This window comes from Sphingopyxis sp. JAI128 (genome assembly GCF_014207235.1).
Classification (GTDB): Bacteria; Pseudomonadota; Alphaproteobacteria; order Sphingomonadales; family Sphingomonadaceae; genus Sphingopyxis.
This window is the reverse complement of the sequence record NZ_JACHDA010000003.1, coordinates 554,206-576,227: the sequence shown is the minus strand read 5'-3', so window position 1 is coordinate 576,227 and position 22,022 is coordinate 554,206. Positions and strand designations below refer to the sequence as shown.

Below are 22,022 nucleotides of genomic sequence, written 5' to 3'. Positions count from 1 at the left end.
ATTAGATCCGCACGCCTTGGGCGGCGCCCCAGGTGCGACGCCATTGGCCCTTGACCAGCGTCAGCGCGACCAGGGCGAGCACGGCAAGCCCGGCGAAGATGTAGAAGCCCGGCGCGAAGCTGCCGGTCCACTGTTTCGCAAAGCCAAGCGAGGAGGCGAGATAGAAACCGCCGACGCCGCCCGCCATGCCGACGAGTCCGGTCATGACGCCGATCTCCTTCGCAAAGCGTTGCGGCACGAGCTGGAACACCGAGCCGTTGCCCGTGCCGAGCGCGAGCATCGCGATCACGAACAGGCCGAGCGCGGCGGGCAGCGTGGCGGCTTGCGGCACGCCGGCAAGGGCAAGCGCGGCGAAGACGAAAACCATCATCAGCGCCTTCACTCCGCCGATCCGGTCGGCGAGCGCGCCGCCTATCGGCCGCACCAACGACCCGGCGAAGACGCAGGCTGCGGTGCAATAGCCCGCCATCACCGGCGTCAGGCCGAACTGGTCGGTGAAATAGATGGGGAGCGAGGCGGCGAGCCCGACGAAGCCGCCGAAGGTCACCGAATAAAAGGCCATCAGCCACCAAGCGTCGGCGGTCTTGAGCGGCTCGAAATAATGCACCAGCTTCTTCGGCGCGGGCGCATTGGGTGCGTCCTTTGCCATGAAGAGATAGAGGACAAAGACGATCGTCAGCGGGATGCATGCGAGGCCGAGCACCGCGTTCCAGCCGAAGAGCTTGGCAAGGCCGGGAGCGAAGAGCGCGGCGAGCACGGTGCCCGAATTGCCCATGCCGGCAAGACCCATCGCCTTGCCCTGATGCTCGGGCGGATACCAGCGGCTCGCGAGCGGCAGCGCGATCGCGAAGCTCGCGCCTGCAAAGCCGAGGATCACGCCCAGAGCAAGCGTGCCCGCGAAGCTGGAGACCCCCATCGTCCAGGCGGCGAACAGCCCGCCGATAACCACCAGCTGGCTGATCGCGCCCGACCGCTTCGGGCCGATCCGGTCGACGAGCAGGCCGTTGACGACGCGAAGCACAGCGCCTGCCAGCGTCGGAACCGCGACCATCAGGCCCTTTTGCGCCGGGGTCAGGCCGAGATCTTCCGAGATCGCGGGCGCGAGCGGCCCCAGGATTACCCACACCATGAAAGCCAGATCGAAATAGAGAAAGGCAGCGACCAGCGTCGGCCAATGCCCGCTGGTCCAGAAATTCGATTTTGCCGTCGTCATCGTCCGTCCCCTTTGCGTGACGGGCAATAAAAAAGCCGCCAGGACGGCGGCCACGCGGGCGCATCCTGACGGCTTCATTGCCTGTTGGGATATCGGGAAAAAGGCTTCCCGTTCGCCTCGCGGTTCGACCCCCTCGTTGGAGTCGTCGCCGCTTTATCCTGCCCCGGCAGCCTTGCCGAGTGCCCCTAAGGTGCCCGATTCGCCGGGGCGCCGCAAGTTGTTATTTCGCAGTTGCAGCATAAAATTCGGAGGCCGGAAAAATTACCCCAATCCAGCAAGATAGGACTGAATATCGTCTGGGTCGAAGGAGCGGCCATCGAAAAATCGGTCGCTGCCGAGGGTTAGTCGGCCCTGCACCGACCCCGCGCCGATCGGCTCGTTCAGTCCCCCTTCGAGCTTCGAAGAAGCGCCGGGGAGCGGCGCGCCCGTTCCCGCCAGCGCCGCGCGATATATGTCGGGACGGAACACCGCAGACGCCGTCGCGGCCTCGGCGTCGGAGAAGGCATTGCTGTCCCAGCGGATCATCTGCGAATACAGCCACGCCGCCTGGCTACGCCACGGGAAATTCGCGGCTTCGCGATATTGGAACATGAAGTCGGGATAATGAACCGGTTCGCCGCCGGGAACAAGCCGGATATGATCGGTGATCGCGCGCAGCACCGTCTCGCGGGGCGCGTCCAGATATTCGGGCCGCGCCAATATGTCGGCGCTTTCTTCGGCTGCCTCGGGGGTGACGAAATGGGCGGCCGCGGCGTGCAGCGCGCGGACGAGCGCCTCGACGGCGCCGCGTCGTTCTTCGACGACCGTCTCGCGCAGCGCGAGGACCTTTTCGACTCCGCGCCGCCATATCTGCGCGGTTGCCAGCGCGATCTGGCCGACGCCGCGGTCGACCGCGATCGAATTCCAGGGCTCGCCGACGCAAATGCCGTCGACTTCGCCCGCGGCGAGCGCGTCGGCGGCGAAGGGCGGACTGGTCACGGCGATCTCGACGTCCGCATCGGGATGGATGCCGACGCCCGCGAGCCAATAGCGCAGCATATAATTATGGCTCGAATAGCGATGAACGACACCGAAGCGCAGCGGTTCGCCCGCCGCCTTGCGCGCTGCCGCGACGCGGCGCAGCCCTGCGCCCACCGCGACCGGATCGCCCAGCGTATCGCCGACGCCGACCGCGCGGGCGAGCGCGACCGAAAAGGTCACGGCATTGCCGTTGAGGCCCAGGACGAAGGGAACCGCCATCGCAACCGGCGGACGGTCGCGGCCGAGCGCGGTGGCGATCGCCAGCGGTGCGATGATGTGCGCGGCGTCGGTGTGACCATAGAGCAGGCGGTCGCGCACCGTCGCCCAGGTCATGTCGCGCACAAGCTCGATCGCCACGCCCTCGCGCGCCGCGAAACCGAGCTCGTGCGCCAAAATGGGGAGCGCGGCGTCGACCAGCGGCAGGAAACCGATGCGGAAGCTGTCGCTCATTCCATATCTCCCAGCAGCGCTTCGCTCGTCACAATGGCTTCGGCGATTTCGCCGATCCGGCGGTTGGTCCGCATCGCCTGACCGCGGAGCAGCGCATAGGCGGCGGGTTCGTCGACCTGCCGACGCTTCATCAATATCGCCTTGGCGCGGTCGATCGTCGCGCGTTCGGCGAGCGCATTCCTTGCTTCGTGCAGTTCGCGCTGGAGCGTCGAAAAGGCCTGGAAACGGCGGATCGCCAGGTCGATCACGGGTTTGATCCGCTGTTTCGACAGGCCATCGACGACATAGGCGGACACGCCGGCATCGATAGCGGCGCCGGTCGCTTCGGCGTCGCTTTGATCGACGAACATCGCGATCGGCCGCGCCAGCGCGCGCGACATGGCGAAAAAATCCTCCAGCAGGTCGCGGCTGGGATTTTCGAGGTTGATCAGGATGACTTCGGGCTTCGCGGTTTCGATCTGCGCCACGACCGGGCCGGCGGGATCGATCAGCACCAGATCATCGAGCCCGGCCTCGCGCAGACCATCGGAAATGATGGCCGCGCGCGTCGTGCTGGTGTCGATGATCGCGATCCTCATGACGGCGCCTTTACGATGCAGCGCACAAATCTGCCAGCAGGATTCTGTTCGGCGAATGTCCGGCGCCGTCGGAGGGCGGGTTTTTGAAATTTCCGATCAGTGGCGACCTGTCGGCGGCAGGCGCTGGATCGGGCGGGACCATCATCATCCATGCTGCGGCGCCTCGGCGCGCCATGGTTTGTCGGCGACGCCGCAGAGCGCAACGGCCCCCGGGCCAAGCCGCAATCTCGTTTGTTGCTGATCTTGTCGTTCAATTAGAGTGGCTTGACAGCAAGCAACTGGCTCTGGCGCAGAACGGCGCTGGCTGATAGTAGCGACTGAGACGGTGGACGGCGGGGTGCAAGACGCGTCCGGCCCGCCGGATCGCAGACCCGGTCGGTTCGGCCGGGATGTCACGGGACGGGTTTCGCGGGGAGATTGGGGCCGGATGTACGACCTGCTGGCCGGCCTGTCGGTGATCGAAGCCTCGTCCTTCGTCGCCTCCCCGACCGCCGGGCTCTATTGCGCGCAAATGGGCGCCGACGTGATCCGCGTCGATCAGATCGGTGGCGGACCCGATTTCCGACGCTGGCCCGTCACCGACGCCAATGACTCGCTTTACTGGGAAAATCTGAACCGCGCGAAAAAATCGGTCGCGCTCGACCTGGGGCGGCCCGAGGGGCGCGAATTGTTGCAGGCGCTGGTGCGCGCGACGGGGCAGTTCATAACCAATTTCCCGGTGGGGGGATTTCTGTCGCACGCGGTCCTCGCCGAAGGACGGCCCGACCTTGTCACGATCCGGGTCATGGGCTGGGCGGACGGCTCGCCCGCGCTCGACTATACGGTCAACAATTCGGTGGGCTATCCGATGCTGACCGGCGCGGGCCCCGACCCGGTAAACCATGTGCTGCCCGCGTGGGACCTGCTCACCGGTGCTTACGCCGCCTTTGCCCTGCTCGCGGCGATCCAGCGGCGGAGCGCGACCGGCGAAGGCGGCGAGGTGCGCATTCCGTTGTCGGATGTCGCGATCGGAACCGTCGCCAATCTGGGCGGTGTCGCCGAGACGCTTTACACGGGCGCGAACCGCCCGCGGCTCGGCAACGCCGTTTACGGCCTGTTCGGCCGCGACTTCGTGACGCGCGACGGGCAGCGGACGATGGTCGTCGTCGTCACTCCGCGCCAATGGGCCAATCTGATCGCCGCGCTCGACCTCGGCGACGCCATCGGACGGATCGAGAACGAGCGCGGCGTCTCCTTTGCCAGGGACGACGGGCTTCGCTTCGAGCATCGCGATGCGCTTTATCCGTTGTTCGAGCGGGCGATCGGCGCGCGCGACCATGCCGATCTCGCCGCGGCCTTCGATGCGGGGGGCATCGTCCATTCGCCCTATCGCACGATGCACGATGCCGTGCGCGACCCTGCGCTTGTCGCCGACAACCCGATCTTCGGACAGGCGGAGAACCCCAGCGGCTTCGCCTATCCCGCCGCGGGCGCCTTCGCGACCCTGCCGCAGCAAGACCGCCGCCCGCCTGCGGCGGCGCCGCGCAACGGCCAGCACAGCGAGCAGATATTGAGCGAACGGCTTTCGCTTCCCTCGGGCGAAATCGCCCGCCTGATCGACGCGGGCATCGTCGGCGTCGCGAGCGGGGGAGGGGGAGGCCGATGACCCTTCGCTCCGCGCTCGAAGCGGCCGAGGCCTATCGCGCCGCGGCTCAGGCGGCGCTGGCCGACCGGCTGACGCACGCGCCGATCGATCGCGAGCAGCGCGCGGCGCACGGCTTTGCCTGGGTCGCGACGACGGTCGCGGCGCTCGAAGCGACGCTCGGCTGGTGCGAGTCCGGCGAGGACTCGAACCCGCTCGACGCGAAGATCGCCACGCTCGCCTTCGCGGAAGCGATCGGCCAGCTTACCGGCGGCTTGCCGATGGGACAGAATGAGATCTTCCGCCCCGCCGATCTTGGTCTCTCGGCTGCCGCGCGCACGCTTGCCGGCGCTTGCGCCGATCTGCTCGACGCCGACCATGCCGCGATCCGGACCGACGTCGCCGCCGCGCTCGCCGATGGCCAATGGCCGAGCGAGACGCTGCACGACGCCGACCTCGACGCGATCCGCCAACAATATCGCCGCTTCACCGATGCCGAAATCCTGCCCCACGCGCACGGCTGGCACCTCGCCAACGCATTGATCCCCGACGCCACCGTCCGGGCGATGGCCGACCTCGGCACCTTCGGCGTTTGCATTCCGGAGGACTATGGCGGGCTCGGGCTCGGCAAGCTCGTCATGTGCATCGTCACCGAGGAATTGTCGCGCGGCTGGATCGGCACGGGGTCGCTCGGCACACGGTCGGAGATCGCGGGCGAGCTGATCGCGATGGGCGGCACCGATAAGCAGAAGGCCGAATGGCTACCCCGGATCGCCAGCGGCGAGGTGTTGCCGACCGCCGTGTTCACCGAACCCGACGTCGGATCGGACCTTGGTTCGCTGCAAACAAGGGCGCGCCGCGAGGGCGATCATTGGATCATCGACGGCGCGAAAAACTGGATCACCCATGCCGCGCGTTCGGACCTGATGACGTTGCTTGCGCGCACGGTGCCCGATGCGAAGGGCTATGCCGGGCTGTCGATGCTGCTCGTCCAGAAGCCGCGCGGGACCGACACCGATCCTTTCCCCGCGGCGGGCATGAGCGGCAGCGAGATCGAGGTGCTCGGCTATCGCGGGATGCGCGAATATGCGTTGCAGTTCGATGCGATGCACGCCCCCGCCGACGCGCTGCTCGGCGGTGCGGAAGGGCAGGGGTTCAAGCAACTCATGCGCACCTTCGAAGGCGCGCGCATCCAGACCGCGGCGCGCGCGGTGGGCGTGGCGCGGCGCGCGCTCGAGCTCGGGCTCGATTATGCACGGAGCCGCAAGCAGTTCGGCAAGGCGATCATCGCTTTCCCGCGCGTGTCGGACAAGCTCGCGATGAGCCTCGTCGATTTCGTCATGGCGCGCGAGTTGAGCTACGCCGCGGCGCGCGCGAAGGACAGCGGCAAGCGCTGCGATATCGAAGCGGGGATGGCGAAGCTGCTCGGCGCGCGCGCCGCCTGGTCGAATGCCGATGCCAGCCTGCAGATCCATGGCGGCAACGGCTATGCCATGGAATATGAAATCAGCCGCATCCTTTGCGACGCGCGCATCCTCAATATCTTCGAGGGCGCGGCGGAGATCCAGGCGCAGGTAATCGCGCGCGGGCTTGTCCAAGGGCGCAACTAGGGTCCTGACCCTAGATCCAGAGCAGGGGCTGGCGGACCGGGAAGTTGCGCACGACCTCGCCGCTAACCGGATCGGGGTCCAGCCGCTGCCAAAGTGCCAGCCAGTCCCCGCGTCGCTCCGCCATGCCGCCGAAGAGCAGGCTCGGCTGGCGCACCGGAAAACCCTCCCAATATTCCACGTCGGGCGGCAGCGGCCATGCCGCCTTGTTGGCGATATAGGGCGCCATCCATGCGATCGCGCCGGCGATCGAGCGTCCGTCGGCGGTCTGCCAGCCGACCAGGTCGCCGCCGCCGAGCAGCCACGCCGACGCGGCGAGCACGTCGAGGTTGAAGAGCGAATAGGCAAAGGGCTTGGTGCGCGCGAGTTCGAGCGGCTGGCGCCCATCGGCGGCGATCTGCGTCGGGACGATGATCGTCTGGAGCCGGGTGCGGGCATCGGCCAGGATGTCGGCGCGGCCGATCAGGGCGGCGAAAGACGCGGTCTGCAAGAGCCAGCAGGTGCCATGATTATTCTTCTCGTCGCGCTCTTCGATGCCGAAGGGTGAGGCCGTAAGCCAGTCGAGATAGTCGGCGAACCAGCGCTCGACGCCCGCGCGGATCGCGGCATAGCCCGGCGCGTCCTTTCGTCCGAACAGCGCCGCCGCGCGCGCCACCTCGACGATCTGCAACGTGTCGATCACTCCGATCGCGCGGCCGCTGTTGACGCCGATGATCGCCTGCGCATGGTCGAGGTTCGGATTCATTCGCGTCCCTGGATCGACGAACCATGCGTGGAGGTGGCGTATGGCAGCATCGGCAAAGCGCGTCTCGCCGGTCAGATCCCACAGCGCCGCCAGCGCGGGCACGGTGCGCCCGAAGGCGATCAGCGCGTCGCGGTGGCCGTCGAACTTGTCGGGGTTCGAACGGCCGTCGCGGCGTATATAGGCGCCGCCGGGGTTCGCGGGGTCGGGCCACCAATAATCGCCTTCCGAATAATAATCCTGCCGCCCGCCCGGACTGCGCGGCGCGGGTATCGCCGCGATGGTGCGCGGTTCGGTGGCGAGCAGGGTTTCGGTCTGCGGCATCAGGCGGCGGCGCTCGATCGCGCGAATGTCGAGTCCGATCGGCTGCGGCCGCGCCCATGCCGCGGGTGCCGCGAGCAGTGCGGCGAGCAGCAGGGTCCGGCGCGCGATCATCGATCTTCCCCGATGATGGCGCGGCGGCGCAGCAAAAGCTCGCCGTCAACATTGCGCGGATAGGCGCCAGGCCCCCAGGCATCGTCGGCGCGGACGAGCAGCCCGTCGAGCATCGCGGTGGGCCAGCCCTGCTCCTTGTACGGCCAGTCGGCACTGCGGCCGCGATATGCGGCGACATAATCGGTTGCCTTGCGGAGCGACCGGCCCCCCTCTTCGGCGCGATAAAGATCGATGCCGAGGCACGCCGCGCTGTCGGCCAGCGTGTAGGCGGCATCGAGCGCATAGAGCGAATAGTGGAAGCTGCGCGTTCGCGTCAGTTCCTTGGGCAAGGCGCCCGAGCGATCGACTTGCCGCGCCAGGCGCTTCGCCGGAAAGGCGGCGACGATCCGGCGCGCGACCTCGGGGCGCCGCGCGAACAATGCGAAGCGCGCGACCTGCGCGTCGTACCAGAGACCATGGTTGTTCGACGCCTTACCCTCCGCCCTGCCGTTGGGGCTTTTCAGCATCCAGTCGACATAGCGCGAAAACCAGCCTTCGAGCGCGGTCATTTCGGCCGGCGTCAGCGCGCCCGACGGCGCGATCAGCCCGGCGGCGTCGATCGCCGCGATGAAGCCCGCACCGTCGAGCACGCCTTCGGCGCGGCCGTTCGACACGCCGGGCACCGCCTGCGCGAAATTCATGTTCGGGTTCATTCGCGTCGCGGGATCGACGAACCAGGTTCGGATGACGCGCGCCGCGCCTTCGGCATATTTGCGGTCGTCGCTATAATAATAAGCAAGCGCGAGCGTGTCGGCGTCGCGCGCCATGCGCGCGAGCGCGGCGCGGTCGAAGCGATCGCTTTCGATATCGGGATTGGTGTCGCCGTCGCGGCGCACATAGGCGCCCTTCGGATTGGCGGGGTCCGGCCACCAATAGCGCGCGAGGCTGACATAGTCGTGGCGGTCGCCCGACACGGGGATACTGCGCTTGTCGATCACCGATGCGGGCTTGGCCGCGAGCGCCTTGTCGGCCTCTGCAATCAGCTTGCGATAGGCGGCGCCGGTCGCGGGATCGTCCGGAAGCGCCGCCTTGATCGCGTCGAGATCGGCGGGACGCAGCGCAAAGGTACGGCGGCCGTCGAAGGAGGCCGAATAGCCTTCGCTCGTGTCACAGGCCGGCGTTGAGGATAAAGCCGCCGCCGCGGACGGAAAGAATGCGGCGGCGGCCAGCATGGCCCAAGGGAGTCGGGCTGAACGTGCTGGCTTCACAGGCGGACCCGGAAGCCGAAGAAATATTGCGGACCGCTGCGCGATACTTCGGCGATGCTGTCGTATCCGCCCTTGTACATGATGTCCTGGGTGTTCGTGACGTTGAGCGCCTGCAGCTTGAGCTGGACATGATCGGTGAGATTATATTGCGCCGACAGGTTGAGATAGGTTCCGCCGCGGATTTCCCGGTTGGTGCCGCCGTTCGGCTTGTAATAGCCCGAACGATAGCGAAGGTTGGCGCGGAGCGAGAGACCCCATTTTTCGAACCACACCGATCCGCTCGCGGTCCATTTCGACAGCCCGATCAGGTTGGCGGGATCGACATAGTCGGCGATCGGCGAGGTGTCGGGATATTCGAAATTGGCGAAAGCGCGGTTGACCGATCCCTGGATGCCGAACCCGTCGAGCGGGTCGGGAAGCCAGGTGAAGGCGTGGCTCGCCGTCGCCTCGACCCCGTACAGATGCCGCGTCTCGCTGTCGTTCGTCGGGGCAACGGGCGAAATGGTGACGGTCTCGGTCACCGGCGCGCCGCCGTCGCGGATCGTCGTGATGGTGACGTCGGTCGGGATCGGCTCCTCGGCGCTGATCACCGTGCCCTTCGCCCATTTATAATAGCCGGCGATCGAGAGCAAAGTGTCCTGTGACGCGTAAAGCTCGAGGCTCGCGTCGACGTTCCATGCGCGCAGCGGCTTGAGGTTCGGGTTGCCCGTCGTCGCGTCGAAAACGATATTCTCGAGCCCGGTCCCCGCGGTCGGGTTGAGCCGGATGCCCGCGCCGAAGCTTTCGATCCCCGACCGCGCGATCGCGCGATAGGCGGCAAGGCGCAGCTTGACCTCCTGCGACAGGTCGAAGGCAATGTTCGCGCTCGGCAGGAAATAATTATAGCTGCCCTTGGCGCGGTTGGTGAGCAGCTCGCCGTTCGGATCGGGATCGACGCTATAGCTGTCGCCGGCGGTGTCGATCGTGATCACATAGGGCTGGCGATAGCCGATCGAGCTAATGTCGGTCTTGACCCAGCGCAGCCCGATATTGCCGCTGAACGGCACGCTGCCCGCTTGCGATTCGAAATTGGCGAGGCCGTAGAGCGCATAGATGCGTTCGGTGACGTCGATGTCGCTCGGGTCGCGGCCATCGGCCGGATAGGGCAGCGCATCGTCGCCGCCGGTGAAGGTACGGAACAGGCAGTCGTTGTCGAACGTCGCCCAGCGCGTGACGTTGGTGCCCATGCCCTGCATGTAGCTGCTGGTGGTGAACGGGACGCGGCAATTCTGGTTCGCCTGCGCGATCAGTTCGGCCGGCGTGACGCCGTCGATGGCGACGAGGGTGTTGAGGTCGTTGTTGCGCGCATTGTCGTTGGTACGATGGTGGTCCGAATAGCGGCCGCCGACCTTGACCGAGGTGATGAAGCCGTCGAGCTCGCGTTCGATGTCGAGCCGTCCGGCCCATATCCGGTCGCGGCGGTCGGTGACGAAGCGGTTGCGCGCATAGACCGAATTGGCCGCAGTGGTCAGGAACAGGTCGTGGTCGGTGATGTCGAAATCCTCGAACTCGACATTCGGCACGACATCGTCGTCCAGATAGGTGAGCGTATAGCCGAGACGGCGGTTCGACCGCATGCGCGTCGCCTTTTGCGTCTCGGTGCGGTGGCTGTCCGAATAGGAGCCGTCGAAGCTGACCGTCCAGCGATCGGGGGTCCAGACCAGACCCAGGCCGCCGCCCTTGTAGGTTTCGTTGCGCTGGCGCGTTTCGAGCTGGTTCTCGATATTCGAATTGCCGCGATAGCTGATCAGCGCGCCGGGCGAATAGCCGTTGATGCCGTTGCCGATGACCAGTGGCTCGATCCCGCGCAACCCTTCGGTTATGCCCAGCACATTGCGTTCCTCGCGGCTGCGGCGTTTCGAATATTGGCCGTCGATCGCGATCTCGAACTCGGGTGACGGACGCCACTGGATCGCGCCGATCAGCCCGTCGCGGATTTCGGACGTCTTTTGCGTGCGAAAGCTGCGCGACGAGGTCGGGAAATAATAATCGCCGATCGTCTCGCCGACGGTCACGCCGCTGGCGGTACGCGGCCCTTCGGCGAAGGCGCAGTTGATATTGGCGCCTGCGGCGGCCTGCGTTGCGGCGCTGCCGGTCAGCTGCCAGGGGTTGTCGGCCGAGGTGTTGCAGAGCTGGAAGGTCGAATTGCCGTTATAATAATCTTCGGGCGCGCTCGTGTCCTGCCGCTGGTAACCGATCGACACGCCGATGTCGCCCAGCCCGGTTTCATATTGGTCGGTGTAGGAAAAATTGGCGCGATAGCCGAGCCCGTCATGCTGGTAGACGTCATTGTCCTGCGGCTGGAAATCGCCGCGCACTTCGAACTGGATGCGCCGCTTGCCGTAATCGAGCGGCTTCATCGAACGAAGCTCGATCACCCCGCCGACGCCGCCCTCGAGAAAGTCGGCGCGCTGCGTCTTGTACACGAGCACCCCGTTGACCAGCTCCGACGGGAATTGCTGGAAGGCGACCGAACGGTCGGGGCCCGCGGTCGACACTTCGCGGCCGTTGAAGGTCGAAAAGCTCAAGGTCGGGCCGAGCCCGCGCACCGACAGTTCGTTGGCGTTGCCCTTGAAGCGGTCGGCCGACACGCCGACGATGCGTTCGAGCGTATCGCCGACCGAATTGTCGGGGGTCGCGCCGATTTCTTCGCTGACGAGCCCGTCGACGACGACATCGGCGGCGCGCTTGAACTCGATCGAACTGCGCTGCGTCGCGCGCGTGCCGGTGACGAGGATTTCCTCGCCGCCGATGTCGTCGGTCGTGGCCGCGGGCACGACGCTTTCGGGCGCGCCTGCCGAGGTGCCTTGCGCGAAAACGGGTGCCGCGACGAAAAATGCGGCGGAGGCGAGCAGCGACGTGCGAACCGGCGCGAGTGATGACAACTTCATATTTTTTCCCTCCCATGCCGCCCTGCTGGGCGATGTCGACCCGATTGATACCGGTGTCATTTTAAGATGTATTACAACTTCAAAGTTGTAATATAAACTTCGTCGGCTAAGTCAATGGCTCGCCCCGGACCCGGCTTCGTCGAAAGAGCCGGCTCATCGGACTGATTTCCGGATAGCATCCGCTTCGGGGCTGCGCTTCTTCGCCAGATCATACATCGCGGTGCCGGCAAGCAGATAGGCGCCGCTGCCGTAAAACTGCGTTTCCTTGGCCGAGACGCTGTCGGGGCGGTCGCCCACCTGTTGCACCCATCCGAGCATACCGTCGGGCTGTACCGCCCGACCGAGTGCGGCCCAGCCGCGCACCGCGGCTGGCTCATAGGTTGCGCGGTCGAGCAGGCCGTTGTCGACCCCCCATGCGAAGGCATAGGTGAAGAAGGCGGTGCCGCTCGACTCGGGGGGCGTGCCTTGATCCTGGTCGAGCAACGACGCGGGCCAATAGCCGTCGGCCTTTTGCAGCGTCACGAGCTTAGCCGACATGTCCTTGAACAATTTCTCATAATAGTGGCGCTGCGGATCGGTCTTGTCGAGCACCTGCAATAGGCGCACGAGGCCGCCCATCACCCAGCCGTTGCCGCGGCTCCAGAACAGCTTGCGCCCCTTGGCGTCGCGCATGTCGAAAAAGCGGCTGTCGCGAAAATAGAGCTGCTCGGACGGGTCGAACAGATAGTCGGTCGTCGCCTTCCACTCCTCGTGCACGAAGTCGGCGTAGCGTTTGTCGCCCGTCGCCTTCGCGAGCCGGAGCATCGTCGGTGGCGCCATGAACAGCGCATCGCACCAGCACCACCGATCGGTACAGGTCGACGTGCCCTTGCCCGGCGCGACGGGAACGAATTCGAGCCCGATCGTCGGGCGTTTGGAGAGAACATTGTCGAAATAAGCCCGAATCGGCAAAACCGCCTCCTCGCCCTCGCCATTCTGCGCCGCCCATAGCCACGCCTGCCCGATCAGCTGGTCGTCGGCGTGAAAGGGCAAGTCGCCCATCTGCCACTTCTCGGCGCGGCCGAGGTCGAGCAGCGGTTTCGCATAGGCGCTGTCGCGATTCGCGAGCTCGGTCAGCGCGACCCAGAAGGTAGCCTGCTGCCAGTCGCGCACCTCCTGCACGCTCTTGCGCGCCGCGGGCATCGTCGCCCAATTGGTCCGGTTCGCGAGCTGCCATTCGGCCACGCGGCGCGTGTCGGCGAGGATCGCCGCGGGCTGCGGCATCGCGGCTTGCGCGGGCGGCGCCATCGCTGCGGGAGCGGTCATCAGAAACGAAAACAGGCTCAGCGACATGACTATCCTCTCCCTCTCAAGCAGGCCTGGCTTTTCGCCTTGACACCGGTGACATACCTCTTTCCTTTTGGAGCTGGTGTCAATAAGGTTGTCACACAACTGTTCCGAATGGCGATGAGGGGATGGAATGCCGAAGATCGTGTCAGCCCGGGTGATATTGACCTCGCCGGGCCGCAATTTCACCACGCTGAAGATCGAGTGCGACGACGGGACGACCGGCGTCGGCGACGCGACGCTCAACGGCCGCGAACTTGCGGTCGCGGCCTATCTTTCGGAACATGTCGTCCCCTGCCTGATCGGGCGCGACGCGCACCGGATCGAAGATATCTGGCAGTTTCTCTATAAGGGCGCCTATTGGCGGCGCGGACCGGTGACGATGGCGGCTATCGCGGCAGTCGATATGGCGCTGTGGGACATCAAGGGCAAGATCGCGGGCCTACCGGTGTACCAGCTGCTTGGCGGCGCGGCGCGCGAAGGTTGCATGGTCTATGGCCATGCGAATGGCGCGACGATCGAGGATACGATCGAGGCGGCGCTCGATTACCAGGGGCAGGGGTATAAGGCGATCCGCTTGCAATGCGGCGTGCCTGGAATGGCATCGACCTATGGCGTCAGCAAGGATCGCTATTTCTACGAGCCTGCCGACAATGATTTGCCGACCGAGAATGTTTGGTCGACGGCGAAATATATGCGCGTCGTGCCCGAACTCTTCGCTGCGGCGCGCGATGCGCTCGGCTGGGAGGTGCACCTGCTCCATGATGTTCACCACCGGCTGACCCCGATCGAGGCGGCGCGGCTTGGCAAAGACCTTGAACCCTATCGGCCCTTCTGGATTGAGGATGCGACCCCGGCCGAGGATCAGGACGCGTTCCGCCTCATTCGCCAGCATACGACCACGCCGCTCGCGGTCGGCGAAATCTTCTCGTCGATCTGGGATTGCAAGGCGCTGATCGAGAATCGCCTGATCGACTATATCCGTGCGACGGTGCTCCACGCGGGCGGCATCACCCATATGCGCCAGATCGCATCGCTCGCCGACCTTTATCAGGTCCGCACCGGTTGCCACGGCGCGACCGACCTGTCGCCGGTGACGATGGCGGCGGCGCTGCACCTCGGCATTTCGATTCCCAATTTCGGGGTCCAGGAATATATGCGCCACACGGCCGAGACTGACGCCGTCTTCCCGCACGCCTGGCGCTTCGCCGACGGCATGCTCCATCCGGGCGACGCGTCGGGGCTCGGGGTCGACGTCGATGAGGCGCTCGCCGAAACTTTTCCCTATGCCCGTGCCTATCTGCCGGTGAACCGGCTCGAGGATGGGACGATGTGGAGCTGGTGATGCGCCCGGTCCTTCTGGCGCTCACCCTTCTGGCTGTCCCGGCGGCGGCGGAGCATGAGCCGCTCCGGCCCGCGACCGCCGAGGAGCAGAAGGCGCGCGCCGCGGTCGTGATTGCCGACTATCGCTTTGACGACCTCCTGTGGGAAAACGACCGCACCGCGCATCGCATCTATGGCCGCGCGCTCGAAAAGGCCGAGCCGCCTTCGTCGTCGGGGATCGACGCGTGGGGCAAGCGCGTGCGCTGGCCTTTCATGGACCGCCAGCTGCGCACCGGCGACCAGCACGCCGACCATGGCGAAGGGATCGATTTCTATAATGTCGGCACCGGGCGCGGCACGGGCGGGCTCGGCATCTGGTACGACAACAAGCTCTGGACCTCGCGCAACTATGTCCGCCCCCGCATCCTGCAATCGGGGGCCGAAGTCGCGGACTTCACTGTCGATTACGATCCTTGGCCCGTCGACACACTGCGCACGGTGCGCGAGACGCGGCGTTTCACCCTGCCCGCGGGCACGAACTTCACGCGGATGAGCTCGACCATCGCGTCGAGCAGCGATGCCGAACTGATTGTCGGGATCGGCATCTCGAAACGCCCGATCGGCGGCGGTAGGCTGGGCGAGGTGCGCAAGGATCGCGCGGCCGGGCGGTTGAGCTGGTGGGGCCCTGCGGACGGCGAAAAGGGCCGGATGGCGGCGGCGGTGATTGTAGATCCCGCCGCTTTTGCGGGCTTTGTGGAGGATGCCGACAATTATCTGATCCTCGTTCGCGTGCAGCCCGGGTGTCCTTTTGTCTATTATAGCGGCGCAGCATGGGCGCTTGGCGGCGATTTCGCGACGCAGGACGCCTGGAATAGCTATGTCGATGCGCAGCGCCCCGACTTCCGACCCCTAGTCAGTGTCGCAGCGCGATGATAACGCTTAGTCCATGGCGGTAACCAAGGCGGCGTCGCTGGCCGGCGATCTGGTCCAGCGCTTCGAGGAGCAGATCGAAACGGGCGAAATGCCCGTCGGATCGCGCTTCCCGACGGAAAAAGAAATCACCGAGACGTTCGGCGTCAGCCGCACCGTCGTGCGAGAGGCCTATTCGCGGCTTGCGGCGCGCGGCCTGCTCGTGTCGCGGCGCGGTTCGGGTGCCTATGTTCCCGACGGCGCCCAATATCGCGCCTTCCAGGTCACCGCCGAGGAAGTCGGCGAAATCGACGATGTGCTGAAGCTGCTAGAAATGCGCATGGGGTTCGAGGCCGAAATGGCCGACCTTGCGGCACGGCGGCGGACCGAGGCCGACCTTGCCCAATTGCGGCGCACGCTTGCCGCGATGGAGGAAAGCCGCGACGTCGATGCGTCGGTCGCTGCCGATGCGGCTTTTCATGCCGCGATCGCCAGTGCGACGGGCAATCCCTATTTTCTGCGCTTCACCCAATTTCTCGGCGTGCGGCTCGTGCCGTCGCGCCGGCTTTACCTTCAGGGCGACGACCCGGTCCGGCACCAGCGCTACGCGCACACGATCAATCGCGACCATGAGGCGATCTATGCCGCGATCGAGGCGGGTGATCCCGCCGCCGCGCGTCGCGCGTCGCGCCGTCACATCGAAAAATCAATCCTGCGCTATCGCACGCTCAAGGAAAGCGGCGACGATGTGCCCACCGGCTAAAGCCTTAGGGAGCTAAGTGTCCCTCGAATCGACGCGCCTCCCTAAAAATTTTTGCCGACTGGCAAGCATCGGCACAAAATGGTCTACAGCTTTATTCTGCAAAGATTTTTCCAGGTTCCGAAGGCGGTCCCTGTTCGCGAATCACCAGGTCCGCTGCTTGATTTCGACTCGTGATGCTCTATTCCAACGGCGTGCAAGGCGACCCCGACAATTACATGAGCCTGCTGTCGGCGGCGCAGATCGAAACGCTGCGGCATGTTTACGAGCACAAAAATTCCAAGCAGATCGCACGCCTGATGAATGTTTCCCCGCACACGGTGGATGAGCGCGTGCGACGAGTTCTAAAAAAACTCAATGTTTCCAACAGAATAGAAGCAGCCCGAATTTTGGCAATTAACGGTGTCTTCGAACATGTTACCCCTTATCAGCCTTTGACATATCAACTGATCGACCTAGGCGACCTGACCCCCGCGGACGATGTCGAGCCGGGGCGTAGTTCGTTTCGGCGACTTTTCGATATCGGTTCGCCATTCCCTACCGCGTCCCAGCCGGCCAACCGGCATGGGTTGATGGAAAGGATAATCTGGCCGATCCTGATCGCGTTTGCGACGATTTTGGCTTTTTCCGCCCTCTATTCGATCCTTGTCGGACTCGGTCGTGTGATGACCTGAATGTTCGAACCGAATGCTGCGGGGGGGAAACCGGTAGCATTCTTTTTCAAGGAAAAAGAAGATGCTGAATCAACGACTTTCTGCGGCAAAAAAAATCGCCTCCGACCTTCATCTGGCCGAAGACGCTATCGACGAGGCGATGATCCGTATCGCCCAGCTCGCTGCGACGCTGCCGACTGCCCGCCGCGAGACGAATATGTCCGCCATCGTCGGTCAGGACGCGATGGCAAAGGTCGCGCATGCGCTGGCGGCGGCGGGCGAAGTCCGCCAGCTTCTCACCGACGCGCATCTTGCGCTGACCGTCACCCAAAAGGAAGTTGGCCTCGGTACGCGGATGTTCGGTGCGGGCGTCAAGCCGGCGGCAAAGCTCGACGCAGGCAGCAACGACCATTCGGACGCCGCCGTCGCCGCCTTGCCGTTCGCGCAGGCTTCTTGATCGTCAGGAAAGGTTGACAGCCACATGTGGTCCGTGGCGATCTATTATTTCGTACTGCTCATCACGGTGGCCGTCGCGATTAAGCGCGGCGGCCCCCTGGAGCGGTGGGCGGCCTACACCGCTCTGATCGCCTCGATCCTCACCAGCGCCGTAAATCCTTTTCCGACCTGGACCGATATTGAACTGAATATCTTCGTCATCGACTTGCTGGTCCTGCTGAGCTTCTGGTTCATAGCCCTGAAGACACACAGTTTCTGGCCGTACTGGATTACCGGATGGCAGCTTATCGCCATTTTCGGCCATATCCAGAAATATATGTTCTCGGAGATTCTGGCGCGGCCCTATTCGCTCCTTTCAGTCTATATATCCTATCCGATCTTGTTGCTGATCATCTATGCGTCGGGATCGTCCAGCCGTCAGAAGGATATTGCGGCCTAGTGCGTGGCTCCCTTGGGGGCATCGTCACATGCAGCAATTTTCGAACCAAGAAATTGCCGAACTGAAATCCCGCGTGGACCAGATCCACGACCTGCTCGCCAGCCGCGGTGAGGCTGTACCGCAGGTCGCGCCACGCCCCGCCTCGGCGGGGCAGGGCGACGCATCGTCCAAGTCGGCGTTGCTCGATCAGGTGTCGTTTAGTATCCAGATACGGCGAATGCGTCGCAGCCATTTTGGCAGCGCCGAGCTGTCGGGGCCGGTGTGGGACATGATGCTCGACCTGATGCTGGCGAACACCCACGGCCGTTCGCTCAGCGCGAGCGACCTTGCGACTGGGGCTGCAGTCCCCCTATCGTCGGGACTTCGCATGATTACCGCGCTCGAACGGCTCGGCCTTGCTCAGCGGTCGATCGACGAACGCGACCGCCGCCGCACGATCGTCCGGCTCACCGAGAATGGGATCGAACGCATGGCAAGCTATTTCGAAAAGGTCGACGCCGCCTGGCAAAACAATCGGCCGCTGGCTGCTTGATCGCCGAGCGGCCTGATCGACAGCCAGACCTCACCACTTATTCGGTCATGTTCCGTATCATCCGGTCGATTTTCGCCATCGCTTCGCGCTTGATCTGACAGATACGCGCAGCGCTGACATCGAGCGTCAGTCCGATTTCGTGCAAGTTCAGCTCTTCGAAAAAATAGAGCTGTAACACCATCTGCTCGCGTTCCGAGAGGTGCGCGACGCACTGGCGTAGCGCTCCTATCAGATCATCCTGTTCGCATTTCTCGCTGGCGTCGATGCTTTCGTCCGCCGCCAGAAAGGCTCCGACGTCGGTCAGCTCGTCGAGGGACGTCGACCGGCCGTGCGTCGCGTTGCGTTCCAGCGCGAAATATTCTTCGGGCTGCATGTCCAGTGCTTCGGCCATTTCGGCCGCGGTCGGCGCGCGCAGAAGCTGCTGTTCGAGCGCTCCGCGCGTCGCTGCCAGGCGTTTCGCAGCAACCATCGCCGACCGGCCGACATCGGCTTCGCGGCGGAGCTGATCGATCATCGCGCCGCGGATGCGCGTCGTGGCATAGGTCGCAAAGGCGAACCCGCGCTCTTCATAATGACGGCTGGCCTCGATCAGAGCAATCAGCCCGGTCTGGATCAGGTCGTCGAGTTCGCTCGTCCGCGACACGCGGGAGAAGACCTGCCAGGCGATCTTGCGAACCAGCGGCGAATATTCCTCGACCAGCGCCTCGACGCTTTCGCCATAGCGATGCGGACGCGGCGCGCGGCCGGCGACCCCGGCGAATTGCTCTGCGGGCTCAATTCTCATGCGGTTGGTCCTCCATATGGGCCTCTGGCCCGTTCGCGAGGCGCGGCATTTCGGCGCCGATCGTCGCGACAATCTCGGTTTGCTTGGTGGCCGGAATTTCGAGGTAGGAAATCACGGCGACGTCGGGGAAGGTCGCCCGCACGAGCCGCGACAGCGCCGAACGGCAGATCGGTGAGGCAACCAGCGCAAAGCTGCGCGTCTGCAGAAGCAGCGGTTCGACCGCCTGACCGACCTGCTCGATAATCTTCATTGCCATGCCGTGTTCGAACGGCCAATCGGCGCCGGGGTTGGCGCGCACCGACTGGTTCAACAGCATCTCGATTTCGGGGCTGAAGGTGACGACGGGCAGTGGCATCCGGCTGGGCACGATCGTCTGAACAATCAGCGCCCCGATACGCTGGCGTACTGCTTCGATCAGGTCGATCTCGCCGAGTTGCTGGCTCGACAGCGCGACCATCGCCTCGGCGATCTTGCGGAAATCGCGCAAGGGTACGCGCTCGATAAGCAGCGATTTGCACAGGCTGGCGACGCGCGGCAACGCATAGCCCTGCGGGCTGAGATTCTGGGCGAGCTGCGGGTAATGCGTCTTGAGATTGTCGAGCAGCGCCTGCGCGTCGTCGATGCCGAACAGTTCGGCGGCAGAGGCGACGACGCTGTTGTTGAGGTGCGTCGCGACGACCGTGGCGGGATCTACGACGGTATAACCAGCCGCGATCGCGTCATTCTGCGTGGCTTTCGGAATCCACAGCGCGTCAAGACCGAAGGTCGGATCCTTGCATGCGCGGCCCGTTACCTTGGTGACCAGGTCACCCGAATCGAGCGCGAGCATTTCATTCGGAAAGACCTCGTCCTCGCCGACGATCACCCCGGCGACCGAAATGCGATAGACGTTGCCGGGCAGCGATAGGTCGTCGGTGACCTTCACCGGCGGTACCACGAAGCCGAGTTCCTTCGACAATTGACGACGGATACCCGTGATCCGCGTCATGAGCGGCGAGCCCTTGCGTTCGTCCACGAGGGCGACGAGCGCATAGCCGATTTCGAGCTGGCACGCGCTCGCATCGCTGACGTCCGACCACTGGATCAGCGACGGGTCGGGGGCGGGAGCAGCCGGTTCGGGCTTGGCGGCGACGGCGGCGGCGGCGCGGCGAAGCTGCCAGCCGATGGTAAAGGACAACGCGGCGGCGGGCAGGATCAGCATCTGCGGCATGGCTGGGACCAGGCCGAGAACGAACAGGATGCCGCTGACCGCCAGCCAGATCGCGGGCGACGAAAATTGGCTGCCGATCTGGCCGCTGAGGTCGAACGGCGAAGACACGCGGGTGACGATCGCGGCGGCGGCGATCGAGAGGAGCAGCGCGGGGATCTGCGCGACGAGCGCATCGCCGATCGCGAGCGTGACATAGGTGCTACCGGCCTCGGAGAAGCTCAGCCCATGGCTGAAGATGCCGAGGATCAGCCCGCCGACGATGTTGACGAACAGGATCAGCAGCCCGGCGACCGCGTCGCCCTTTACGAATTTCGAGGCACCGTCCATCGAACCGTAGAAATCGGCCTCGGTCCCGACTTCGACGCGGCGCGCCTTGGCTTCTTCGGGGGTCAGCAATCCGGCGTTGAGGTCGGCGTCGATCGCCATCTGCTTGCCCGGGAGCGCGTCGAGCGTGAAGCGCGCCGACACCTCGGACACGCGGCCCGCGCCCTTGGTGATGACGATCAGGTTGATGATCATAAGCACGAAAAACACGAACAGGCCGACGATATAGTCGCCGCCAATCAGCACTTGGCCGAACGCTTCGATCACATGGCCCGCCGATGCCGTACCTTCGTGTCCGTGGACGAGTACGACGCGCGTCGAAGCGACGTTCAGCGCGAGGCGGAACAAGGTGGCGAGCAACAGCACGGTCGGAAAGGCGGAGAAATCAAGCGGCTTCGACGCCTGCAGCGCCACCATCAGGATCAAGAGGCTGATCATGATGTTTGCGACGAAGCTGATGTCGAGGATCAGCGGCGATACAGGGATCACCATCAGCCCGACGAGGATCAGCATTCCTGCGGGCAGCGCCGAAGCGCCGGCAATGCGGCCGAGGTTGCCGATATGGAAGCCCCCGGTCATGCGGCGCCGCCGGAGAGCGAGGCAAGCCGACGATAGGCATCGGCGGCAAAGCCCATCGAGAGCTTTTTCGGCATAGGCTGGATATCCATCATCTGAAGCGGCGGACGACCTCCGCCGGCGCCCGCCAACCCGCTCGAACTGCTCGCCTGTGCGTGCCAGCCCGACGGGGCGAAGGGCTTCATGTTTTCGATCGTGCCGCCGTCCTCGAGTTTCAGACGGAAGCGTTCGCGAATCTCGGCAAGGCTGCGCATGCTGCCGTTGGCCGCATAGAAGACCGAGCGGTTGGCGGCCGCCGCCTCGGGCATCATCGTCGCGCCGGGCTGGTCGGGATTGGCCTCGAGCGCGGCCAGGAACTTGGCGGCACCGCCGCTCCCGAGGAAATGCGCGAGATAGAGATCGACCGGCTCGGCGCTGCGGCCGATCCGGCTTTCGAGATAGGCGCGGTTGTCGCCGGTCAGCGCCGCTGCCATGTTCGACGAGGCCGCGGGGTCGTCGCGCAGGTCGAAAATCTGCTGGCGAAGCGTGGGGTCGGCGACCGATAGCCGGCCCGATGCGTCGCGGCCGATCGCGTTGGCGGCCCAGGCGAGGCCGTGATCGGCGCCGTGCCGGTCGAGCGTCGCCAGCCAGGTCTGTTTGGTAAATTGATACAGCCCGCGCGCCGACGAGGTCGGGGCCTTGGCGGTTGGATTATAGCCGCTCTCGACGCGCGCAACATCGACCAGATAGTCGAAGTCGATCCCCGTTCGCACCGACGCCTTTTGCACCGCATCCATCACGGGTGCAGCAATGTGGGTCGAACCCCGGGGGGTGTAGATTGCGTTCATGGTTATGGTTCCGCTAGTTCAGCAGACCAGAAGCAATCATCATGCCACTTGCAGTTTATG

At 64.8% G+C, this 22,022-nt stretch carries 19 protein-coding genes; 9 read left to right on the top strand and 10 right to left on the bottom strand.

Annotated elements, in window-relative coordinates; genetic code table 11:
* Position 1 precedes the first annotated feature (1 nt).
* From HDC35_RS10170 to HDC35_RS10160, 3 genes are all read right to left on the bottom strand, one after another.
* Complete coding sequence (locus tag HDC35_RS10170) at positions 2 to 1,213, bottom strand: NarK/NasA family nitrate transporter (protein WP_184646263.1); 1,212 nt, start codon at positions 1,211 to 1,213, stop codon at positions 2 to 4.
* 261 nt (positions 1,214 to 1,474) lie between these two features.
* Positions 1,475 to 2,683, bottom strand: coding sequence for a CmpA/NrtA family ABC transporter substrate-binding protein (locus tag HDC35_RS10165; protein WP_184646261.1), 1,209 nt, complete (start codon positions 2,681 to 2,683; stop codon positions 1,475 to 1,477).
* Positions 2,680 to 3,261, bottom strand: a complete 582-nt coding sequence (locus tag HDC35_RS10160) for an ANTAR domain-containing response regulator (RefSeq protein ID WP_184646259.1) — start codon at positions 3,259 to 3,261, stop codon at positions 2,680 to 2,682. Before HDC35_RS10160 ends, HDC35_RS10165 begins: the two co-directional genes overlap by 4 nt.
* 427 nt (positions 3,262 to 3,688) lie before the next feature.
* Here HDC35_RS10160 and HDC35_RS10155 point away from each other — a divergent pair, with 427 nt between their 5' ends.
* Together HDC35_RS10155 and HDC35_RS10150 are read left to right on the top strand one after the other, a co-directional pair.
* Positions 3,689 to 4,906: a CoA transferase gene (locus HDC35_RS10155; protein WP_184646257.1), complete on the top strand. Its 1,218-nt coding sequence runs from the start codon at positions 3,689 to 3,691 to the stop codon at positions 4,904 to 4,906.
* Positions 4,903 to 6,492, top strand: coding sequence for an acyl-CoA dehydrogenase family protein (locus HDC35_RS10150; protein WP_184646255.1), 1,590 nt, complete (start codon positions 4,903 to 4,905; stop codon positions 6,490 to 6,492). Before HDC35_RS10155 ends, HDC35_RS10150 begins: the two co-directional genes overlap by 4 nt.
* 10 nt (positions 6,493 to 6,502) lie before the next feature.
* Here the strand turns inward: HDC35_RS10150 and HDC35_RS10145 are convergent, their stop codons facing one another.
* From HDC35_RS10145 to HDC35_RS10130, 4 genes are all read right to left on the bottom strand, one after another.
* Positions 6,503 to 7,666, bottom strand: coding sequence for an alginate lyase family protein (locus tag HDC35_RS10145; RefSeq protein WP_184646253.1), 1,164 nt, complete (start codon positions 7,664 to 7,666; stop codon positions 6,503 to 6,505).
* A complete protein-coding gene (locus tag HDC35_RS10140; RefSeq protein WP_184646251.1) occupies positions 7,663 to 8,877 on the bottom strand; it encodes an alginate lyase family protein in 1,215 nt (404 codons plus the stop codon). Before HDC35_RS10140 ends, HDC35_RS10145 begins: the two co-directional genes overlap by 4 nt.
* 32 nt (positions 8,878 to 8,909) lie before the next feature.
* On the bottom strand, positions 8,910 to 11,843 hold the full coding sequence (locus HDC35_RS10135) for a TonB-dependent receptor (RefSeq protein ID WP_184646249.1): 2,934 nt from the start codon (positions 11,841 to 11,843) through the stop codon (positions 8,910 to 8,912).
* A gap of 153 nt (positions 11,844 to 11,996) precedes the next feature.
* On the bottom strand, positions 11,997 to 13,175 hold the full coding sequence (locus HDC35_RS10130) for a glycoside hydrolase family 105 protein (protein ID WP_184646247.1): 1,179 nt from the start codon (positions 13,173 to 13,175) through the stop codon (positions 11,997 to 11,999).
* 127 nt (positions 13,176 to 13,302) lie between these two features.
* On the opposite strand from HDC35_RS10130, the gene manD reads away from it, so the two are divergent.
* From manD to HDC35_RS10095, 7 genes are all read left to right on the top strand, one after another.
* Entirely contained in the window at positions 13,303 to 14,514 is a 1,212-nt protein-coding gene (gene manD / locus HDC35_RS10125) for a D-mannonate dehydratase ManD (protein ID WP_184646245.1), read from the top strand.
* Entirely contained in the window at positions 14,514 to 15,425 is a 912-nt protein-coding gene (locus HDC35_RS10120; RefSeq protein WP_184646243.1) for a DUF4861 family protein, read from the top strand. Before manD ends, HDC35_RS10120 begins: the two co-directional genes overlap by 1 nt.
* A gap of 13 nt (positions 15,426 to 15,438) precedes the next feature.
* A complete protein-coding gene (locus HDC35_RS10115) occupies positions 15,439 to 16,164 on the top strand; it encodes a FadR/GntR family transcriptional regulator (protein WP_184646241.1) in 726 nt (241 codons plus the stop codon).
* A gap of 173 nt (positions 16,165 to 16,337) precedes the next feature.
* Positions 16,338 to 16,835, top strand: a complete 498-nt coding sequence (locus HDC35_RS10110; protein WP_221438221.1) for a response regulator transcription factor — start codon at positions 16,338 to 16,340, stop codon at positions 16,833 to 16,835.
* A 61-nt stretch (positions 16,836 to 16,896) separates the two neighbouring features.
* Positions 16,897 to 17,271, top strand: a complete 375-nt coding sequence (locus HDC35_RS10105) for a hypothetical protein (protein WP_184646238.1) — start codon at positions 16,897 to 16,899, stop codon at positions 17,269 to 17,271.
* A 24-nt stretch (positions 17,272 to 17,295) separates the two neighbouring features.
* The gene (locus HDC35_RS10100) at positions 17,296 to 17,709 is read left to right on the top strand and encodes a hypothetical protein (RefSeq protein ID WP_184646235.1); all 414 of its coding nucleotides are present in this window, start codon (positions 17,296 to 17,298) and stop codon (positions 17,707 to 17,709) included.
* Positions 17,710 to 17,737: 28 nt separating this feature from the next.
* Positions 17,738 to 18,241, top strand: coding sequence for a MarR family winged helix-turn-helix transcriptional regulator (locus tag HDC35_RS10095; protein ID WP_184646233.1), 504 nt, complete (start codon positions 17,738 to 17,740; stop codon positions 18,239 to 18,241).
* A gap of 37 nt (positions 18,242 to 18,278) precedes the next feature.
* Here HDC35_RS10095 and HDC35_RS10090 read toward each other — a convergent pair whose 3' ends face one another.
* Genes HDC35_RS10090 through HDC35_RS10080 form a run of 3 tightly spaced genes read right to left on the bottom strand, consistent with a single transcriptional unit; the run spans position 18,279 to position 21,962 of the window.
* On the bottom strand, positions 18,279 to 19,025 hold the full coding sequence (locus HDC35_RS10090) for a sigma-70 family RNA polymerase sigma factor (protein ID WP_184646231.1): 747 nt from the start codon (positions 19,023 to 19,025) through the stop codon (positions 18,279 to 18,281).
* Positions 19,015 to 21,138 carry a flagellar biosynthesis protein FlhA gene (gene flhA, locus HDC35_RS10085; protein WP_184646229.1) on the bottom strand — a complete coding sequence of 708 codons (2,124 nt, stop codon included), beginning with the start codon at positions 21,136 to 21,138 and terminating at the stop codon, positions 19,015 to 19,017. Before flhA ends, HDC35_RS10090 begins: the two co-directional genes overlap by 11 nt.
* Positions 21,135 to 21,962, bottom strand: coding sequence for a transglycosylase SLT domain-containing protein (locus HDC35_RS10080; protein WP_184646226.1), 828 nt, complete (start codon positions 21,960 to 21,962; stop codon positions 21,135 to 21,137). Before HDC35_RS10080 ends, flhA begins: the two co-directional genes overlap by 4 nt.
* Between the last annotated feature and the right edge of the window lie 60 nt (positions 21,963 to 22,022).

What these genes read in the sequence shown, in the direction of transcription:
- HDC35_RS10080 (WP_184646226.1), bottom strand. Translation starts at nt 21,962, where the DNA reads ATGAACGCAATCTACACCCCCCGGGGTTCGACCCACATTGCTGCACCC.
- HDC35_RS10165 (WP_184646261.1), bottom strand. Translation starts at nt 2,683, where the DNA reads ATGAGCGACAGCTTCCGCATCGGTTTCCTGCCGCTGGTCGACGCCGCG.
- flhA (WP_184646229.1), bottom strand. Translation starts at nt 21,138, where the DNA reads ATGACCGGGGGCTTCCATATCGGCAACCTCGGCCGCATTGCCGGCGCT.
- HDC35_RS10170 (WP_184646263.1), bottom strand. Translation starts at nt 1,213, where the DNA reads ATGACGACGGCAAAATCGAATTTCTGGACCAGCGGGCATTGGCCGACG.
- HDC35_RS10090 (WP_184646231.1), bottom strand. Translation starts at nt 19,025, where the DNA reads ATGAGAATTGAGCCCGCAGAGCAATTCGCCGGGGTCGCCGGCCGCGCG.
- HDC35_RS10100 (WP_184646235.1), top strand. Translation starts at nt 17,296, where the DNA reads ATGTGGTCCGTGGCGATCTATTATTTCGTACTGCTCATCACGGTGGCC.
- HDC35_RS10110 (WP_221438221.1), top strand. Translation starts at nt 16,338, where the DNA reads ATGCTCTATTCCAACGGCGTGCAAGGCGACCCCGACAATTACATGAGC.
- HDC35_RS10095 (WP_184646233.1), top strand. Translation starts at nt 17,738, where the DNA reads ATGCAGCAATTTTCGAACCAAGAAATTGCCGAACTGAAATCCCGCGTG.
- HDC35_RS10135 (WP_184646249.1), bottom strand. Translation starts at nt 11,843, where the DNA reads ATGAAGTTGTCATCACTCGCGCCGGTTCGCACGTCGCTGCTCGCCTCC.
- HDC35_RS10150 (WP_184646255.1), top strand. Translation starts at nt 4,903, where the DNA reads ATGACCCTTCGCTCCGCGCTCGAAGCGGCCGAGGCCTATCGCGCCGCG.
- HDC35_RS10155 (WP_184646257.1), top strand. Translation starts at nt 3,689, where the DNA reads ATGTACGACCTGCTGGCCGGCCTGTCGGTGATCGAAGCCTCGTCCTTC.
- HDC35_RS10120 (WP_184646243.1), top strand. Translation starts at nt 14,514, where the DNA reads ATGCGCCCGGTCCTTCTGGCGCTCACCCTTCTGGCTGTCCCGGCGGCG.
- manD (WP_184646245.1), top strand. Translation starts at nt 13,303, where the DNA reads ATGCCGAAGATCGTGTCAGCCCGGGTGATATTGACCTCGCCGGGCCGC.
- HDC35_RS10145 (WP_184646253.1), bottom strand. Translation starts at nt 7,666, where the DNA reads ATGATCGCGCGCCGGACCCTGCTGCTCGCCGCACTGCTCGCGGCACCC.
- HDC35_RS10105 (WP_184646238.1), top strand. Translation starts at nt 16,897, where the DNA reads ATGCTGAATCAACGACTTTCTGCGGCAAAAAAAATCGCCTCCGACCTT.
- HDC35_RS10130 (WP_184646247.1), bottom strand. Translation starts at nt 13,175, where the DNA reads ATGTCGCTGAGCCTGTTTTCGTTTCTGATGACCGCTCCCGCAGCGATG.
- HDC35_RS10115 (WP_184646241.1), top strand. Translation starts at nt 15,439, where the DNA reads ATGGCGGTAACCAAGGCGGCGTCGCTGGCCGGCGATCTGGTCCAGCGC.
- HDC35_RS10140 (WP_184646251.1), bottom strand. Translation starts at nt 8,877, where the DNA reads ATGCTGGCCGCCGCCGCATTCTTTCCGTCCGCGGCGGCGGCTTTATCC.
- HDC35_RS10160 (WP_184646259.1), bottom strand. Translation starts at nt 3,261, where the DNA reads ATGAGGATCGCGATCATCGACACCAGCACGACGCGCGCGGCCATCATT.